Below are 16,222 nucleotides of genomic sequence, written 5' to 3'. Positions count from 1 at the left end.
GCTGGGTAGCTATGTACGGACGGGATAAGCGCTGAAAGCATCTAAGCGTGAAGCCCCCCTCAAGATGAGATTTCCCAGTATGTAAGACCCCTTGAAGACGACGAGGTAGATAGGCTGGGGGTGGAAGTGCAGCAATGCATGGAGCTGACCAGTACTAATCGGTCGAGGGCTTATCCAAAAGAAGTTGCAATGTGAGTTTCGGATCCGGTTTTCAGGCGATCAAGCCTGGACCATTGGATGGAGAGATACCCAAGTGGCTATAAGGGGACCCTCTGCTAAGGGGTTAGACTGCGTAAGCGGTGCGAGGGTTCGAATCCCTCTCTCTCCGCCATCCTCAATTTTATAGTTCTTCGTATGGCGGCGTAGCTCAGCTGGCTAGAGCGTACGGTTCATACCCGTGAGGTCGGGGGTTCGATCCCCTCCGCCGCTACCATACATACCTGGAGGCTTAGCTCAGCTGGGAGAGCATCTGCCTTACAAGCAGAGGGTCGGGGGTTCGAACCCCTCAGCCTCCACCACTCATTTAGTGAGTGGTAAGTACGGAATTAGTAACATGCCGGTGTAGCTCAATTGGTAGAGCAACTGACTTGTAATCAGTAGGTTGGGGGTTCAAGTCCTCTCGCCGGCACCATTGTAATCAAATGCGGAACCGTGGTGTAGAGGCCTAACATGCCTGCCTGTCACGCAGGAGATCGCGGGTTCGAATCCCGTCGGTTCCGCCATTTTTTACAACCGAATATGGCTCGGTAGCTCAGTCGGTAGAGCAGAGGACTGAAAATCCTCGTGTCGGCGGTTCGATTCCGTCCCGAGCCACTTTTTATGGAGGCTTAGCGAAGTGGCCAAACGCAGCAGACTGTAAATCTGTTCTCGTACGAGTTCGGTGGTTCGAATCCATCAGCCTCCACCAGTTATATAAATGACAAGCTGTCCTTTTCGAAGGACGGCTTTTTTGTTGTCTCTGCTTGGGGACAGACCGGCAAGGGAGTTTAAAATAACCGGATTCGTTTAAATATAAGATAATCCAAATGTGAAATGAGGAATTTCTTCCATGATATATGATACCGTAATTGTCGGCGGCGGCTTTGCCGGTCTGCAAGCGGCCATTCAGTTAGGCCGCTATTCGGCGCACCGGATTTTGGTCGTCGACAAAGGCGCGGGCCGCTCTTCCATTTGCAGAAGCTATCATAATATCCTTGGCTTCCCGGATGGCATCTCCGGGGAGGAGTTGCGTTCCAGGGGGCGGCTTCAGGCGGAGCGGGCCGGCGTGCTTTTTGCAACGGATACTATTATAAAGGCCGGCAAGCAGGGGGAACAATTCGAACTGGAAGGCGCCGAGGGGAAGCGATACAAAGCAAGAACTGTTCTGCTGGCGACGGGGATCATGGACCGTTATCCCTCTCTGCCCGGTCTCACGCGCTGTCTGGGAAGATCCGTCTATGTCTGCCCGGACTGCGACGGCTTCGAGATTCAGGGCCGGAAGACGGTACTGCTTGGTTCCGGGACGGCCGGATATCAGATGGCGCTGATTCTGGCTGCGCGCACAGACGACTTGACCTATCTCAATCACGAGCAACAGCCCCTGTCTGCCGAACAGCTTGAACGCCTGGAGTCTCTGGGGGTACGCTACTTGGAACAGGCGGCCGCTGCCATTGAGGAAGAGGACGACGGGATGCTTACCGGCGTTCGGCTGGAGAGCGGTGAGAGGCTGGAGGCCGAGCGCGGGTTCATTGCTTTTGGCGGGAATACGGTCCACTCCGAGCTGGCGGAACAATTGGGACTCGAACTTCACAAGAACAAGCATGTGGAAGCCGACTCACGGTCGCTTACGACGAATGTGGAAGGGGTATGGATTGCAGGCGACCTCGGCGTGCATGCCGAGCAGGCAACGGTAGCCATGGGCGAAGGGGCCATCGCCGCCATCTGGATCAACAAGCACTTGCAGAGGCTTAAAGGTACGGATCCGTTCCATTGAGATTTCTACTCATTCGACAAAGTGTGATAAAATAATGAAAAAAGCAAAAGTGGTGGGGCGCAGGTGGCAATGAACAGTGAAACGCTACGGCTTAGGCTTGGACAAATTACCGGAAGAAATACGGGGATTGAGTTGATGGGGAAGCAGCAGGCTGCTTCTCTTTTTGGCGTAGAGGAACAGGGGAGCGCTCCAGTGTTAGCAGGCGCCCGGCTGTGGGTGCGGCTTCACGAGCAGGAAGGCAAGACCACGGCACTCTGGATTGACGGCGAAGGGTTGACCGCGCTGGAACAGGAACTGATTTCGCTGGCCGCAGCCAACGTGGTTATGGCTCCGACATTATCATCGGCTCACAAAGAAGAAGGAGAAACGGAAGCCAGAGAATTGGGGGCCTGGCTGGAACGGCAGCTCGAGCAGGATCAACGCGATGCCGAGATCCCGGAGGAGATGGGGCTAAAGAGCCGGACATTCGGCAGCATGATTCCTTTTCTGCTGGTGAGCGAGACGGTAGGGGCCCCGGAATTGACTTACGGCTCGCTGATGAAGCTGGTGAGGAGCTATCTGGACAAAACGGCTCTGCTGATTCCGCTGCAGGACAAGGAATGGCTGGTGTTGGCCCGGGAAGAGCTGCTCACCGGAAGCGAAGAGAAGGAAGAAGACGAAGACTACGATACAAAGGATCTGCTCGCTCAGGCGGCGATGGGGCTGCACGAGCTGATCGCCTCCGAGTGGGGCGGCCTGTTCCATCTGGGGGTCGCGCCGGCCATGGTTCCGGCCAAGGAGCTGGTAGGCAGTACGGCGCTTCTGCGTGAGACGCTGATATTGGGGCGGATTTTTCAGATAGGGGAATACATTCATTTGCCCTGGAGGCTTCACCTGGAGCGGCTGGTCAACAGTATCCCGGAGTCCCGGCGGAGACTTCTGCTGGAGCAGTTCGGCCAGTTCGCCTCGGTGATGGCCGACAAGGAAATGCTGCTTACGCTCGAAACGTTCTTCGAGATGGAGTGCAATGTGAGCGAGACCGCCAAGAAGCTCTACATTCACCGCAATACGCTCCTGTACAGGCTGGACAAGATCAAGCAGGAGACCGGCGCCGATGTCCGGGTATTCGGGGATGCGGCTATTGTGAAGCTGACGCTGCTATTGTATAAAGTGACGAAAAGGAAATAGGTTTTTTGTGAACGTTACAAATAGCGTTTACATAAAGACTGGGGTAAGATAGGACTATAAGTTATTGCGAATTTATTCCGATTCAAGGGGGAAGTTCAATGGCAGGCGTACGTTTAGAGCATGTGTTCAAGAAATACCCGGGTTCCGATAAAGCCACGGTTATCGATGTCAACCTCGACATTAAAGATAAGGAATTCCTCGTACTCGTCGGTCCTTCCGGCTGCGGGAAATCCACGACTCTGCGCATGATCGCCGGTCTGGAAGAAATTTCGGAAGGCAAGCTGTTCATCGGCGACCGCGTTGTGAACGACGTAGCCCCGAAAGACCGCGATATCGCGATGGTGTTCCAGTCCTACGCCCTGTACCCGCATATGAGCGTGTACCAGAACATGGCGTTTGGTCTGAAGCTGCGCAAAGTCAAGAAAGACGAGATCGACAAGAAAGTACGCGAAGCTGCCAAGATCCTCGATATCGAGCATCTGCTTGAGCGCAAGCCGAAGGCGCTTTCCGGCGGTCAGCGTCAGCGTGTTGCCCTGGGCCGCGCAATTGTACGTGATCCTCAAGTGTTCCTGATGGACGAACCGCTGTCCAACCTGGATGCCAAGCTGCGCGGTCAGATGCGCGCTGAAATCACGAAGCTCGTAAAACGTCTTGAAACGACTTGTATCTACGTAACGCATGACCAGACGGAAGCTATGACCATGGGCGACCGCATCGTCGTTATGCAGGACGGCATCATTCAGCAGGCCGCTTCCCCGGAAGAACTGTACAACTATCCGGAGAACCTGTTCGTAGCAGGCTTTATCGGTTCCCCGACGATGAACTTCATTCATGGTACGCTGTCCGAGTCGAACGGAGCCGTTCGCTTCAAAGCCGAGAACCTGGACGTAGAAGTTCCTGGCGGCAAAGCCCAGACGATTCGCAGCAAAGGCTATATCGGCAAGGAAGTCATCATGGGCGTTCGTCCGGAAGACATTCACGAAGAGCCGGTATTCCTGGAAGCTTCGCCTGGAACGATCTTCACTGCTCTGGTTGACGTTACCGAGAACCTGGGCCATGAAATGCTGCTCTACCTGAGCGGCGTAGGCAAAGATACCGTAATCGCCCGTGTGGACGGACGTTCGACGACTCGCGAAGGCAGCAAGCCGAAGCTCGCAGTCGACATGAACAAAATTCACCTGTTCGACAAGGAATCCGAGCTGAACATTCTGCTGGGATAAGAATCGGCAGCCCGCCGATTGAATATGAAGGCCGCGTCTTCCGATGAGGAAAACGCGGCTTTCTTTGTCTTGCTGCCCCCGGTACAGCATGATTGCAATAGCGCATGGTATCCGATAAGATAACAGGAGAATTACCAACTGTCAGAGAGCTGGAATCCGTCCGGAAATTGCGGAGAACGGATCGCCACCAAGCTGGGCGACGAAAGGAAGAATTAGAAGATGGCCAAGAAGGTTAAGGTATCTGAGCTGGTACAGCATTTTCAGTTGGAGGTCATATCGGGACACGAGGGCCTGAAACGGCCGATTACAGTGGACGATTTGAACCGTCCCGGCCTGGAGATGGCCGGTTATTTTGAATATTATCCCGAAGACCGCGTGCAATTGCTGGGCAAGACAGAGCTGGCATTCTTCAGCATGCTGCCTACCGAGGAGCGGGAAGCCCGGCTTCGCCGGATCTGCGACGACCGGACGCCGTGCATTGTCATTACACGCGGGCTGGAAGTGCCGCAGGAACTGATTGGCATCAGCAACGAGAAGCAGCTGCCGGTTCTTCGCAGCGCGATGGCGACCACAATTTTCTCCAGCCGATTGACCAGCTTCCTGGAAGGAAGACTCGCGCCGACAGCAACCATTCACGGCGTGCTCTGCGATGTATACGGAGTCGGTATGCTGATTACGGGGAGCAGCGGCATCGGGAAGAGCGAGACGGCGCTGGAGCTCGTCAAACGCGGCCATCGGCTCATCGCCGATGATGCGGTAGAGATTCGCCAGACTTCCGATAACCAGCTGCACGGCACGGCGCCGGAGCTGATCCGGCATTTGCTGGAAATCCGCGGGGTCGGCATTATCAATGTCATGACGCTGTTCGGCGCCGGAGCTATCCGCAACCATAAGCGGATCACGCTCGTTGTCCGTCTGGAAGCCTGGCAGCAGGACAAGCAGTACGACCGTCTGGGGCTGGACGAAGAGACGACGCGCATTATTGATACCGATGTGCCCCTCGTAACCATACCGGTCCGCCCGGGCCGAAATCTGGCCGTCATTATCGAAGTAGCGGCGATGAATTACCGGTTGAAGCAGATGGGCTTCAATGCAGCGATGCAATTCACGCAGAAGCTGACGGCGACCATTTCGGAAGATATGGATGATCTCGATTAGGGGGTAAGCATAATGCATGGATTTCCGCTCGCACTGGACCCGATCGCCTTCTCGATCGGTGCGCTGAAGGTGCATTGGTATGGATTGATTCTGGGTCTGGGCGCGCTTACCGGGCTTTACCTGGCGATTCGGGAAGGCCGCCGCTTCGGGATGCCGCAGGAGTTCTTCATGGATCTGCTGCTGCTGGGCGTGCCGTCCGCCATTGTAGGGGCGCGGATATATTTTGTGGCGTTCAAGTGGGAGGACTATAAGAACAATCTAATTGATGTCTTTAAAATCTGGAATGGCGGCATTGCCATTTACGGAGCACTTATCGGCGCTATTATCTGCGCCATTCTGTACACGCGCAGCAAAGGCTATTCGTTCTGGCGAATCGCGGATATATGCGCGCCTTCGCTTCTGGCCGGTCAGATGATCGGCCGGTGGGGCAACTTTGTCAACCAGGAAGCCTATGGCGGACCGGCGACCGAGACCTTTTTGAGAGACAAGCTCCATCTTCCGGACTTCATTGTAGACCAAATGTACATAAACGGCGCCTATCATCATCCGACCTTCCTCTATGAATCGCTGTGGAGTCTGGTCGGCATCGCCGTGCTGTTCATTCTCCGTCGCCAGAAATTCCTGCGCGCCGGTGAGCTGTTCATGTCCTACTTCATCTGGTACTCCATCGGACGTTTCTTCATTGAAGCGCTGCGGACAGACAGTCTGGGCTTCAACGGCAGCACAGGAGTTGCCTCCATGCTGAATACGCTGTGGAAGCCGATGGAATGGATGGGATTCGAGCAGGGCAGCTTCGACCCGAACTACGGCAATATCCGGACCTCTCAGCTGCTGGCGCTGCTCCTTGTTGTAGCCGCGGTGGCGATTATCATCATCCGCCGGGTTACCGGGGCGGCCCAGGCCCGCTATCTGGACCCGATTGTGTCTTCGAAGCAGCAGCCCGAGGGACAAGAAATGGCATCCCCGGCCGCCCCGGATCGTGTTCCGGATCGTTCGGCTGCGCAAGGTGAGCCAAGCGAACAGTCAGGACTCGCCAAGACCAAAGACCAAGAGAAGACCGGGACGGCTTCGCCGCCGGATCAGCCCGAGGAGAAACGGTAAATGATAAGTTGCATGCTGTTCGATCTGGACGGAACGATTGTAAACACGAACGAGCTGATTCTCAGCTCGTTCCGTTATGCGCTGGAGACTCACCGTCTTCCGCTGCCGACGCGGGAAGAAATGATTCCCCACATGGGGACGACCCTGAAGCATCAGTTGACGGCGTTCACCGGACGAACCGAGGTGCAGGAGCTGGAAGAGGCCTACCGGTCGTATCAGAATGAGCATCATGATCGGTTGATTCAGGCTTTTCCGGGAGTGGATAAGACGCTGGAGGAACTGCATCGCCGGGGCGTGAAGCTGGGTGTGGTAACGACCAAGATCCGGCCGACGACCATTCGGGCGCTGGACATGTTCGATCTGGCAAAGTATATGGAGACGATTGTAACCGTCAATGAGGTTACGCATCCCAAGCCGCATCCGGAGCCGGTGCTGACGGCGCTGCGGCAGCTTGGGGCGGCCCCGGGGAAGACGCTGATGGTCGGCGACAGTCCGGCGGATATCCAGTCGGCGAAGGCGGCAGGCGTGCTCTCCGCCGGGGTGGCCTGGTCGCTGAAGGGGCCGGAGACGCTCAGACGCTATGAACCCGACTATATCATTGAAGAGATGGGCGAGCTGCTGGCCCTTGCTGCGGGAGGACGGGGGAGCCAGTGAGAAGGACGACCTCATATCCCGTAGAGAGCGAGAACTCGCTGTGGCATATTTACCGGAGCGTGAGCCCCTGGAAGGGGATCAAGAATTTTATCTGGATTCAGTTGTGCCGGTACTGCCCGAATCTGAAGGTGAAGAACTGGATTTATCGCCATGCGCTTGGTATGAAGGTCGGGGAGCATACGGCTTTTGGCCTGATGGCGATGGTCGATGTGTTCTTTCCGGAGAAGATTACGATCGGCGACAATTCAATCATTGGCTATAATACAACCATTCTGGCCCACGAATACTTGATCGACGAGTATCGGCTGGGCGAAGTGGTGATCGGCAGCCGGGTCATGATCGGAGCCAACACCACGATTCTCCCGGGAGTGACAATCGGAGACGGCGCTGTAGTGGCGGCGGGGTCGGTTGTACACCGGGATGTGCCGCCCGGGGCGAGAGTCGGCGGGAATCCGCTGCGGGAGCTGAAGCCGGCAAGCCGGTCAGAGGCTGCGGCGGACCTCCACTCGGACAGAGATGAGGAGGAATCTTAAAATGGCATCCAAAGAACGCATTCCGCAGCTGGATATATTCCGGGCCATCGCGATTCTCGCGGTGCTGGCTATCCATGCAACCTCGCGGACGCTGGCAGAGACGCTGAACACACCGCTGTTTCACCCTTTTCTGTACATCAATAAATTCAGTCAGTTCGCCGTGCCGTCCTTTGTCTTCCTCAGCGGCTTTGTGCTGTTCTACAATTATATCGACCGGCCGATGGGAGGGCGTACGCTGCTTACGTTCTACCGGAAGCGCCTGACATATATCGTGGTTCCGTATGTCGTCTTCTCGCTTCTCTACTACGGACTGAAGCTTCAAGCCGGACATGCCTGGGGAACCCCCGCAGGGGAGATGGGGGCCAAGCTGTTCAAGTATTTGTGGACGGGTACGGCGTATACGCATCTGTACTATATTGTCATCATTATTCAGTTCTATGTGCTGTTCCCGCTCTTCCTGTGGGTGCTGCAGAAGAACCGCCGCATCGCCGCCTGGGCGCCGCTGGCCGGTCTCGCGCTGCAGTGGGGCTTCGTCGTGCTGAATAAATATATGATTCGCCATGATCTGTGGCATCTGTCCAAGGGCAGCCTGTCCATCTCTTACTTCTCCTACTTCCTGCTGGGGGCGGCGATCGCCGTCTACTACCCGACCGTCAAAAGCTGGCTCGTCCCGTCCCCCGGTTCCAAGGGCAGGGGCCGGACCGGACTCTGGGCGGTTCTGTGGCTGCTGTGGCTGGCCGCCGGCATCGTTCACGTGGAACTCTGGTATACCACGTACACGGATAAAACCGTCATCAACAGCTTCTGGTACGAAGGATTCGCTAATGCCCACGCGCTGCTGTCGTGCCTGATCCTGTTCCGGCTGTCCTTCCTGCTGTACGGAGCGGGACGGAGCTTGTTCACCCGCCTTCTGGTATCGGCGGGGGCCTGTTCGTTCGGGATTTACCTGATGCATCCCGCCGTTCTGTATGTGTATCGGCGGATTGATTTTCACGGCGGCTACGCCGCCTATTCGCTGGCGATCTTCGGCGGATTCCTGGCAGCCCTGCTGATCTCCTGGGTGGTCGTGGCGCTGGCCTTCCGCTATGTGAAGCCTGCTTGGATTCTGTTCGGCTCGGCGCCCCAGCGGTCCGCCGGCAAGAATTCCACCGTTGCCGGCGCCCGTTCGGCCGGTAAGACCGGGTAGCCGGTTGGTCCCAACGGCAGGAGACGACTGCCGGGTCCCCGATAGGAGCCCGTTCCCGCTTGAAGCTTGGCGGGAACGGGCTTTTTGACTAGCTATTACCGCTTCTTGGGGAAATGCGGGCGCAAGAAGCCCGGGAAATATTTCAGACCCGGAAGGGTCACAAGGGAGGAAGAACACCCCGAAAGGGGAATTGTAAAGAAGAGCCAAGCGCCGCAATTGACGGAACTTCACAGGCCGTGGTACCATAGTAAAAATCCTTTACTTTACTACCACTTTACCATAATAAAGCGATTGTCCGGAGTGAGTGCTGTGGTAAAGCGGATAATCCGGCAAGTGAACAACGAACCAACGGCCCGAAGGCCGATTCGCATATGGATGAGGTGAATCCCGACATGTCGAAACCGAAAGGCTTCGAGAAGCCGGTCGGCGTACGCGATTATTTGCCCCGCGCCGTCGGCAAGCTGCGCAAGATCGAGAATGATGTGCTGCAATGCATGAGCCTCTGGGGCTACCGTCAGATCATGACGCCCACGCTGGAGTATTACGATACGGTCGGAGTGGCCAGCTCCACTTCCGATCAGAAGCTGTATAAACTGCTGAACAACCGCGGCCAGGCGCTGGTGCTGCGTTCGGAGATGACGGCGCCGGTGGCCCGGGTGGTCTCTTCGCTGCTCCGGGACGAGCCGCTTCCGCTGCGGCTGTCGTATCACGCCAATGTGTTCCGCGCCATTGAAGAAGAAGCCGGCCGCGAGGCGGAATTCTACCAGACCGGCGTGGAGCTGGTCGGGGACGACTCGGCGGAGGCGGACGCCGAGGTCGTGGCTTTGGCCATCGCTTCGCTTCAGGCGGCGGGGGTACGGTCTTTTCGCATTGCGATGGGCCATGTCGGCTTCCTGAACGGTCTGTTCCAGGAGACGCTGCCCGGACAGCCGCAGGCGCAGGAAGAGCTGAAGAGCCATCTGCTGGGCCGCGACTATGTAGCCTTCCGCGAGACGCTGGAGCGGCTCGCGCTGCCAGGCAATCTGAAGGAAGAGATGGAGGGCCTGCTCCGGCTGCGGGGCGGCAAGGAGATCTGCGGCCAGGCGCTGTCGCTGAGCGGCGACCCGCTCGCCCGGGAATCGATCCTGCATTTGTGCCGGGTATGGGAAGTGCTGGAGGCCTACGGCGTCTCCGAGCATGTGCTGATCGATCTGACGATGATCGGGGACTTCAGCTATTACACCGGCATGACCTTTGAGGGCTATGCTTCGGACCTCGGATTCCCGGTATGCAGCGGGGGCCGATATGACAATCTGCTGAAGCAGTTCGGCCGAGATGTGCCGTCCACCGGCTTCTCGCTCAAGACGAACCGGATTCTGGACGGCGTGCCGGAGGAGGCCGCGGCGGATATCGCGCTGCCGGTGCTGGTTCGGTACGAGGCGGCCCGGCGGCGTGAAGCGCTGGAGGCGGCAGCCCGGTTGCGGGCGGAGGGCAGAACGGTGATCACGCGGCTTGTTGCGGCGGCCCGCGAAGGGAGTTCAGCGGCGGCTAGCGAGGCGGCAGCTCCGGCGGAGGAATACGCCGAGGTCGTGACCTATGCCGCTCCCGCTGCGAACAGAGCGGAATAGAAGACACAGGGAGGCGGCGGAAGTGGCACAGGTATTGAAGGTAGCGATGCCCAAGGGGCGGATTTACGATAAAGCGGCGGCGCTCTTCCGGGCGGCGGGACTGCCGGTTCCGGAAGATGCCGAAGCGACCCGCAAGCTGGTGATTCCGGTACCGGAGGCGGGGATGGAATTCATTCTGGCCAAGCCGGTCGATGTGCCGACCTATGTGGAATACGGCGTGACGGATATTGGCATCGTCGGCAAAGATGTATTGCTGGAGGAAGACCGGGACGTCTACGAGCTGCTCGACCTCGGCATCGCGCGGTGCCGGATGTCCATCATCGGCCTGCCCGACTGGAAGCCGGGCATTCAGCAGCGGGTGGCGACGAAGTATCCGAATGTAGCCTCGCGGTATTTCCGCGAGCAAGGCCAGCAGGTCGAGGTCATCAAGCTCAACGGTTCCATCGAGCTGGCCCCGCTGATCGGGCTGGCTGACCGGATTGTGGATATGGTGGAGACGGGACAGACGCTGCGCGAGAACGGGCTGGTGGAGCTTCAGAGCATCTTCGGCATTACGAGCCGGCTTGTGGCGAACCGGGTCAGCTACCGGATGAAGAATGCGGAGATTCAGCAGCTGTGCGACCGGCTGGAGCCGGTCATCCGGGCTGAGCAGCGGTAAGTACGGGAGAGCGGGAGCAGAAGGGGGAAGCGGGCAGTGAAGATAGTAACGGCAAGCGAGTTTGAACTGCGGCGGGATGTGGATTACGGCACACCGGAGCAGAATGCTGCGGTCCGGGAAATTGTGGCCGGGGTCAAAAAGGAAGGGGACGCCGCGCTGTTCCGCTATACGGAGCGGTTCGACGGCGTCCGGCTGGATGCCGGAGGCATCCGGGTGACGGATGCGGAGCTGAGAGCAGCCTATGAAGAGGTGGAGCCTTCATTTGTGAAGGCAATCCGGGGAGCGGCGGACCATATCCGCTCGTTCCACGCCCGGCAGAAGCGCAACTCCTGGATGGATCTGCAGCCGGACGGCAGCGTCCTGGGCCAGATCATCCGGCCGCTTCAGCGGGTCGGAGTCTATGTCCCCGGCGGGAAGGCCGCCTATCCTTCCTCGGTGCTGATGAATGTCATCCCGGCCCAGATTGCAGGCGTGCCGGAGATCGTGATGGTAACCCCGCCCGCGACCGGCGGCAGAGAAGGCATAGATCCGTATATTCTCGTGGCGGCCGCGGAAGCGGGTGTAAGCGAGATCTACCGGATCGGCGGCGCGCAGGCCATAGCCGCGCTGGCCTACGGCACGGAGTCGGTCCCGCCGGTCGACAAAATCTGCGGGCCCGGCAACATCTATGTCGCGCTGGCCAAGCGCGAGGTGTACGGGGCCGTCGATATCGACAGCATCGCCGGGCCGAGTGAAATTGTGGTGCTGGCGGATGATACCGCCGAGCCGGCCTACGTCGCCGCGGACCTTTTGTCGCAGGCGGAGCACGACGAGATGGCCTCGGCCATTCTCGTCACCCCGTCCCAGCGGCTGGCGGACCAGGTCGCCGCCGAAGTGGAGCGGCAGCTTGCCGCGCTGCCGCGCGAACCGATCGCCCGCGCCTCGGTGGAGGCGTACGGGGCGATCATTGTGACCGGGTCCCTGGAGGAAGGGATTGCGGTGGTGAACCGGCTGGCGCCGGAGCACCTCGAAATCGTGACGCGGGACCCGATGGGCCTGACCGGCGCGATCCGGAACGCCGGCGCGATCTTTCTCGGCCCGTACAGCTCGGAGCCGGTGGGCGACTATTGGGCCGGGCCGAATCATATTATTCCGACGAACGGGACGGCGCGGTTCTCGTCGCCGGTGGACGTCGATGATTTTATCAAGAAATCAAGCCTGATCTACTACAGCCGGGAGGCGCTTCTGCAGAACGGCGCTGCCATCATGGAGCTGGCGCGCCGGGAAGGGCTGGAGGGCCACGCGCGGGCGATAGAAATCCGGCTGGAGCGCGAAGCGAAAGGGGAAACGAGCCATGGAGAATAAGGAATCGAGCAGACAGGCGGCGCTGTCCCGCCGAACGAACGAGACGGATATCAAGCTGTCTCTGGCCGTGGACGGCAGCGGGCAGGCGGAGCTGAACACGGATGTGCCCTTTCTGAACCATATGCTGGACCTGTTCACGAAGCACGGACAGTTCGATCTGGACGTGACGGCCAAGGGAGACATTGAGATCGACGATCACCACACGGTGGAGGACATCGGGATCTGTCTCGGCCAGGCGCTGCGGGAGGCGCTCGGCGACAAGGCGGGCATCAAGCGGTATGCCAGCGTGTTCGTGCCGATGGACGAGTCGCTGGCCCAGGTGGTCATCGACATCAGCAACCGGCCGCATTTCGAGTACCGGGCGCAGTATCCCTCTTCCCAGGTCGGCAGCTTCTCTACGGAGCTGGTGCAGGAGTTCCTGTGGAAATTCGCGCTGGAGGCGCGCATTACGCTCCACGTGATTGTGCATTACGGCAGCAATACCCACCATATGATCGAGGCGGTGTTCAAGGCGCTCGGCCGGGCGCTCGACGAGGCCACGTCCATCGACCCGCGGGTCAAGGGCGTGCCTTCGACGAAGGGAGTGCTGTAGATATGGCGGTCGCCATCGTAGACTATGGCATCGGCAATCTGCACAGCGTCGCGAAGGCGATTGAACGGCTGGGGCAGGAAGCGCTGGTAACCGGCGACGCCGCCGAGATTCTGGCGGCTGACCGGGTTATCCTGCCGGGCGTAGGCGCGTTCGGAGATGCGATGGCGCATCTCCGGGACACCGGGCTGGACCAGGCGGTGCTTGAGGTGGCCGCCGAAGGGCGGCAGCCGCTGCTGGGCATCTGCCTGGGGATGCAGCTGCTGTTCACCCGGGGCGAGGAATACGGCGCCCACGAGGGCCTCGGCCTGCTGCCGGGCCGCGTGGTCCGGTTCGAGCCGCGCGAAGGCTACAAGGTGCCGCATATGGGCTGGAACCGGCTGCGGTTCCTTCAGCCGGAGCACCCGCTGCTGGCGGGGCTGGACGAAGGGCATGTGTACTTCGTCCATTCCTATCACGCCCTGGTGGAAGAGCCGGGAGATGTGCTGGCGGTGTCAGATTACGGACACCCGGTAACGGCAGTCGTCGGGCGCGGGAGCGTGATGGGCATGCAGTTCCACCCGGAGAAGAGCGGGGAGCCGGGGAGACGGCTGCTGGAGAACTTTATGAAGCTGGAGCTGTAGCGAAAGAAGGCGGCGGAGCCGATTGGGGCCGGCCGCGCGGGGAACCAATACAGGGAAGCGGGGGAACGGCCATGTCATCATTCATCGTATATCCGGCCATCGACATTCTGGGGGGCAAATGCGTCCGGTTGAAGCAGGGGGACTATAATCAGGAGACGATCTACCACGAGAATCCGCTGGAGGCGGCCAAAGCCTGGGAGGCGCAGGGAGCGAAGTACATTCACCTGGTTGATCTCGACGGGGCAAAGGCGGGTCATCCGATCAACGATGCCGTCATCGGGGCCATTGCTTCGGTCGTGAATGTGCCGGTGCAGGTCGGAGGCGGGCTCCGCTCGCTGGCCGATGTGGAGCGCCTGTTCGCGGTCGGCGTCAGCCGGGTCATTATCGGCACGGCGGCGATTGAGGATACGGCCTTCACGGAAGCGGTGCTCGCGAAATACGGCGACCGGGTCGCCATCGGTATCGACGCCAAGGACGGCTACGTGGCGACGCGGGGCTGGCTGAATCTCTCCGAGGTGCGGGCCGAGGATCTGGCGAAGTCGCTGGCGGTCAAGGGAGCCGAGACATTCATCTATACGGACATTTCCCGGGACGGCATGCTCCAGGGGCCGAATGTGGAAGGAATTCTGTCGATGGCGAAGGCCAGCGGGAAGACGGTGATTGCTTCGGGCGGGGTCAGCGCGCTGGACGATCTGCTGCGGCTGAGCGCCCACAGGGATGCGGGAGTCGGCGGGGCCATTGTCGGCAAGGCGATCTATACGGGCGCAATCTCGCTGCCGGAGGCGCTTGGAGCGCTGGAGCCCCGGGCTTAGGCGAAGGCACAGTGAGCTGGGCAGAGAGCAGAATAGAGAGAAGAGGAAGAGAGGAGGGACCCCATGCTGGCAAAACGGATCATTCCCTGCCTGGATGTGAAGGACGGGCGGGTCGTCAAGGGCGTGAATTTTGTGAATCTGCGGGATGCCGGCGACCCGGTGGAGCTGGCGGCGCTGTATGACCGCGAAGGCGCCGACGAGCTGGTGTTCCTGGATATATCCGCCTCGGTGGAGGGGCGGGCGACAATGATCGAGGTCGTGCGGCGGACGGCCGGAGAGATCTCGATCCCGTTCACGGTCGGCGGCGGCATCTCGTCGCCGGAACATATGAAGGCGATTCTGCGGGCCGGCGCCGACAAGATCGGGATCAACACGGCGGCGGTGACGAACCCGGCGCTGATCGCGGAAGGCGCGCAGCGTTTCGGCTCCCAGTGCATCGTGCTGGCCCTGGACGCCCGGTTCAATCCCGAGTGGGGCGAGTGGGAGGTGTACACCCACGGCGGACGCAAGCCGTCGGGTCTGCGGGCGTTAGCGTGGGCCAGGGAAGCCGAAAGGCTGGGAGCCGGCGAGATTCTGCTGACCAGCATGGATGCCGACGGAACGAAGGACGGCTTCGATCTGAAGCTGACGGCGGCCGTTGCGGACGCGGTCGATATTCCGGTCATTGCCTCCGGCGGAGCGGGCCGGGAGGAGCATTTTTACGAAGTCTTCACGCAAGGGAAGGCCGACGCGGGGCTTGCGGCGACCATCTTTCATTATAAGGAAATTGCGATCGGCAAGCTGAAGGCCGACCTGAAGAACAGAGGAGTGGAGATTCGATGAGCGACGGACGACAGGAAATCGGCAGCCAGACTTACGGGGCGCCGGGAATCCGCTGGAACGGGGACGGGCTGGTTCCGGCCATCGTGCAGGATACCGATACGCGCGAGGTACTGATGCTCGCCTATATGAACGAACAATCGCTTCAACTGACGCTGGAGAGCGGAGAGACCTGGTTCTGGAGCCGCTCCCGCAGCGAGCTCTGGCATAAAGGGGCCACTTCCGGCAATACGCAGCGGGTGGACCGGGTTCTGTACGACTGCGACGGGGATACGCTGCTCGTGCTGGTGCGTGCGGACGGACCGGCCTGCCATACCGGGGAGAGAACCTGCTTCTTCCGGGAACTGCCTCCGGCAGGAGAGCGGCAGGACAAGCAGCAGGGCGAGACGCCCTCGCTGGGCGGGCTTGTCCCTTCGGCTGCGGATGGGACGAATGCGGCGAGCACGGCGCAGGCGGCTTCCTCGGAAGGCGCGGGACGTTTTGCCGTGCTGGCGGAGCTGGAGCGGGTCATTGCCGAACGGGAGACGGCGCGGCCGGAAGGCGCGTACACGACGTATTTGTTCGACAAGGGCGTGGACAAGATTCTGAAGAAGGTCGGCGAAGAGGCTTCGGAGACGATTATCGCCGCGAAGAACAAGGACAATGCCGAGCTTCGGCTGGAGGTCAGCGACTTGATCTACCATCTCTTGGTCCTGCTGCAGCAGCGCAAGCTGCCGCTTGATGAGATCATGGCGGAGCTGAGCGCCCGGCACGAGCGTCCGCGCCGCGATTAGAAGGAG

Annotated in this window: 16 protein-coding genes, 7 tRNA genes and 1 rRNA gene; all 24 read left to right on the top strand. The window is 59.6% G+C overall.

All coding sequences use genetic code 11. From position 1 onward, the window contains the following. A 23S ribosomal RNA gene (locus RBI05_RS12620) occupies positions 1–178 on the top strand; the annotation flags it as partial. A gap of 61 nt (positions 179–239) precedes the next feature. Then, a tRNA-Ser gene (locus RBI05_RS12615) sits at positions 240–331 on the top strand. A 25-nt stretch (positions 332–356) separates the two neighbouring features. Then, positions 357–433 (top strand) — tRNA-Met (locus RBI05_RS12610). Between the two features lie 9 nt (positions 434–442). Then, a tRNA-Val gene (locus RBI05_RS12605) sits at positions 443–518 on the top strand. A 37-nt stretch (positions 519–555) separates the two neighbouring features. Then, positions 556–631 (top strand) — tRNA-Thr (locus tag RBI05_RS12600). 14 nt (positions 632–645) lie between these two features. Beyond that, a tRNA-Asp gene (locus RBI05_RS12595) sits at positions 646–722 on the top strand. A gap of 18 nt (positions 723–740) precedes the next feature. After that, positions 741–813, top strand: a tRNA-Phe gene (locus RBI05_RS12590). Between the two features lie 8 nt (positions 814–821). Continuing rightward, a tRNA-Tyr gene (locus RBI05_RS12585) sits at positions 822–907 on the top strand. Positions 908–1,048: 141 nt separating this feature from the next. Continuing rightward, complete coding sequence (locus RBI05_RS12580; protein WP_310551353.1) at positions 1,049–1,972, top strand: NAD(P)/FAD-dependent oxidoreductase; 924 nt, start codon at positions 1,049–1,051, stop codon at positions 1,970–1,972. A 192-nt stretch (positions 1,973–2,164) separates the two neighbouring features. Further along, positions 2,165–3,139 (top strand): PucR family transcriptional regulator, encoded by a 975-nt coding sequence (locus tag RBI05_RS12575; protein WP_223879884.1) that lies wholly within the window; start codon positions 2,165–2,167, stop codon positions 3,137–3,139. A 98-nt stretch (positions 3,140–3,237) separates the two neighbouring features. Further along, entirely contained in the window at positions 3,238–4,359 is a 1,122-nt protein-coding gene (locus RBI05_RS12570; protein ID WP_150458688.1) for an ABC transporter ATP-binding protein, read from the top strand. Positions 4,360–4,578: 219 nt separating this feature from the next. Continuing rightward, positions 4,579–5,517, top strand: a complete 939-nt coding sequence (gene hprK, locus RBI05_RS12565; RefSeq protein ID WP_150458689.1) for an HPr(Ser) kinase/phosphatase — start codon at positions 4,579–4,581, stop codon at positions 5,515–5,517. A gap of 12 nt (positions 5,518–5,529) precedes the next feature. Further along, a complete protein-coding gene (gene lgt / locus RBI05_RS12560) occupies positions 5,530–6,618 on the top strand; it encodes a prolipoprotein diacylglyceryl transferase (RefSeq protein WP_150458690.1) in 1,089 nt (362 codons plus the stop codon). Continuing rightward, on the top strand, positions 6,619–7,272 hold the full coding sequence (ppaX, locus tag RBI05_RS12555) for a pyrophosphatase PpaX (protein WP_150458691.1): 654 nt from the start codon (positions 6,619–6,621) through the stop codon (positions 7,270–7,272). Further along, the gene (locus RBI05_RS12550) at positions 7,269–7,805 is read left to right on the top strand and encodes an acyltransferase (RefSeq protein WP_150458692.1); all 537 of its coding nucleotides are present in this window, start codon (positions 7,269–7,271) and stop codon (positions 7,803–7,805) included. Before ppaX ends, RBI05_RS12550 begins: the two co-directional genes overlap by 4 nt. A gap of 1 nt (position 7,806) precedes the next feature. Further along, the gene (locus RBI05_RS12545) at positions 7,807–8,991 is read left to right on the top strand and encodes an acyltransferase (RefSeq protein ID WP_310551352.1); all 1,185 of its coding nucleotides are present in this window, start codon (positions 7,807–7,809) and stop codon (positions 8,989–8,991) included. A 392-nt stretch (positions 8,992–9,383) separates the two neighbouring features. Beyond that, the gene (locus RBI05_RS12540; RefSeq protein WP_310551351.1) at positions 9,384–10,598 is read left to right on the top strand and encodes an ATP phosphoribosyltransferase regulatory subunit; all 1,215 of its coding nucleotides are present in this window, start codon (positions 9,384–9,386) and stop codon (positions 10,596–10,598) included. Positions 10,599–10,620: 22 nt separating this feature from the next. Further along, positions 10,621–11,256 (top strand): ATP phosphoribosyltransferase, encoded by a 636-nt coding sequence (gene hisG / locus RBI05_RS12535; protein WP_310551350.1) that lies wholly within the window; start codon positions 10,621–10,623, stop codon positions 11,254–11,256. A gap of 36 nt (positions 11,257–11,292) precedes the next feature. Further along, positions 11,293–12,600 carry a histidinol dehydrogenase gene (gene hisD / locus RBI05_RS12530; RefSeq protein ID WP_310551349.1) on the top strand — a complete coding sequence of 436 codons (1,308 nt, stop codon included), beginning with the start codon at positions 11,293–11,295 and terminating at the stop codon, positions 12,598–12,600. Next, the gene (gene hisB / locus RBI05_RS12525) at positions 12,590–13,192 is read left to right on the top strand and encodes an imidazoleglycerol-phosphate dehydratase HisB (protein WP_150458697.1); all 603 of its coding nucleotides are present in this window, start codon (positions 12,590–12,592) and stop codon (positions 13,190–13,192) included. The genes hisD and hisB overlap by 11 nt, the downstream gene beginning before the upstream one ends. A 2-nt stretch (positions 13,193–13,194) precedes the next feature. Then, complete coding sequence (gene hisH, locus RBI05_RS12520; protein WP_310551348.1) at positions 13,195–13,812, top strand: imidazole glycerol phosphate synthase subunit HisH; 618 nt, start codon at positions 13,195–13,197, stop codon at positions 13,810–13,812. A gap of 71 nt (positions 13,813–13,883) precedes the next feature. Then, positions 13,884–14,624, top strand: coding sequence for a 1-(5-phosphoribosyl)-5-[(5-phosphoribosylamino)methylideneamino]imidazole-4-carboxamide isomerase (hisA, locus tag RBI05_RS12515; protein WP_150458699.1), 741 nt, complete (start codon positions 13,884–13,886; stop codon positions 14,622–14,624). Between the two features lie 63 nt (positions 14,625–14,687). After that, positions 14,688–15,446, top strand: coding sequence for an imidazole glycerol phosphate synthase subunit HisF (hisF, locus tag RBI05_RS12510; RefSeq protein WP_150458700.1), 759 nt, complete (start codon positions 14,688–14,690; stop codon positions 15,444–15,446). After that, positions 15,443–16,216, top strand: coding sequence for a bifunctional phosphoribosyl-AMP cyclohydrolase/phosphoribosyl-ATP diphosphatase HisIE (gene hisIE, locus RBI05_RS12505; RefSeq protein ID WP_310551347.1), 774 nt, complete (start codon positions 15,443–15,445; stop codon positions 16,214–16,216). Before hisF ends, hisIE begins: the two co-directional genes overlap by 4 nt. Positions 16,217–16,222: the final 6 nt, after the last annotated feature.

The sequence above is a fragment of the Paenibacillus glufosinatiresistens genome, assembly GCF_031470375.1.
Classification (GTDB): domain Bacteria; phylum Bacillota; class Bacilli; order Paenibacillales; family Paenibacillaceae; genus Paenibacillus_AQ; species Paenibacillus_AQ glufosinatiresistens.
The sequence above is the reverse complement of the archived record's forward strand: the minus strand, read 5'-3'. Positions and strand labels throughout refer to the sequence as shown.

What these genes read in the sequence shown, in the direction of transcription:
- RBI05_RS12580 (WP_310551353.1), top strand. Translation starts at nt 1,049, where the DNA reads ATGATATATGATACCGTAATTGTCGGCGGCGGCTTTGCCGGTCTGCAA.
- RBI05_RS12570 (WP_150458688.1), top strand. Translation starts at nt 3,238, where the DNA reads ATGGCAGGCGTACGTTTAGAGCATGTGTTCAAGAAATACCCGGGTTCC.
- hprK (WP_150458689.1), top strand. Translation starts at nt 4,579, where the DNA reads ATGGCCAAGAAGGTTAAGGTATCTGAGCTGGTACAGCATTTTCAGTTG.
- lgt (WP_150458690.1), top strand. Translation starts at nt 5,530, where the DNA reads ATGCATGGATTTCCGCTCGCACTGGACCCGATCGCCTTCTCGATCGGT.
- ppaX (WP_150458691.1), top strand. Translation starts at nt 6,619, where the DNA reads ATGATAAGTTGCATGCTGTTCGATCTGGACGGAACGATTGTAAACACG.
- RBI05_RS12545 (WP_310551352.1), top strand. Translation starts at nt 7,807, where the DNA reads ATGGCATCCAAAGAACGCATTCCGCAGCTGGATATATTCCGGGCCATC.
- RBI05_RS12540 (WP_310551351.1), top strand. Translation starts at nt 9,384, where the DNA reads ATGTCGAAACCGAAAGGCTTCGAGAAGCCGGTCGGCGTACGCGATTAT.
- hisB (WP_150458697.1), top strand. Translation starts at nt 12,590, where the DNA reads ATGGAGAATAAGGAATCGAGCAGACAGGCGGCGCTGTCCCGCCGAACG.
- hisH (WP_310551348.1), top strand. Translation starts at nt 13,195, where the DNA reads ATGGCGGTCGCCATCGTAGACTATGGCATCGGCAATCTGCACAGCGTC.
- hisA (WP_150458699.1), top strand. Translation starts at nt 13,884, where the DNA reads ATGTCATCATTCATCGTATATCCGGCCATCGACATTCTGGGGGGCAAA.
- hisF (WP_150458700.1), top strand. Translation starts at nt 14,688, where the DNA reads ATGCTGGCAAAACGGATCATTCCCTGCCTGGATGTGAAGGACGGGCGG.
- hisIE (WP_310551347.1), top strand. Translation starts at nt 15,443, where the DNA reads ATGAGCGACGGACGACAGGAAATCGGCAGCCAGACTTACGGGGCGCCG.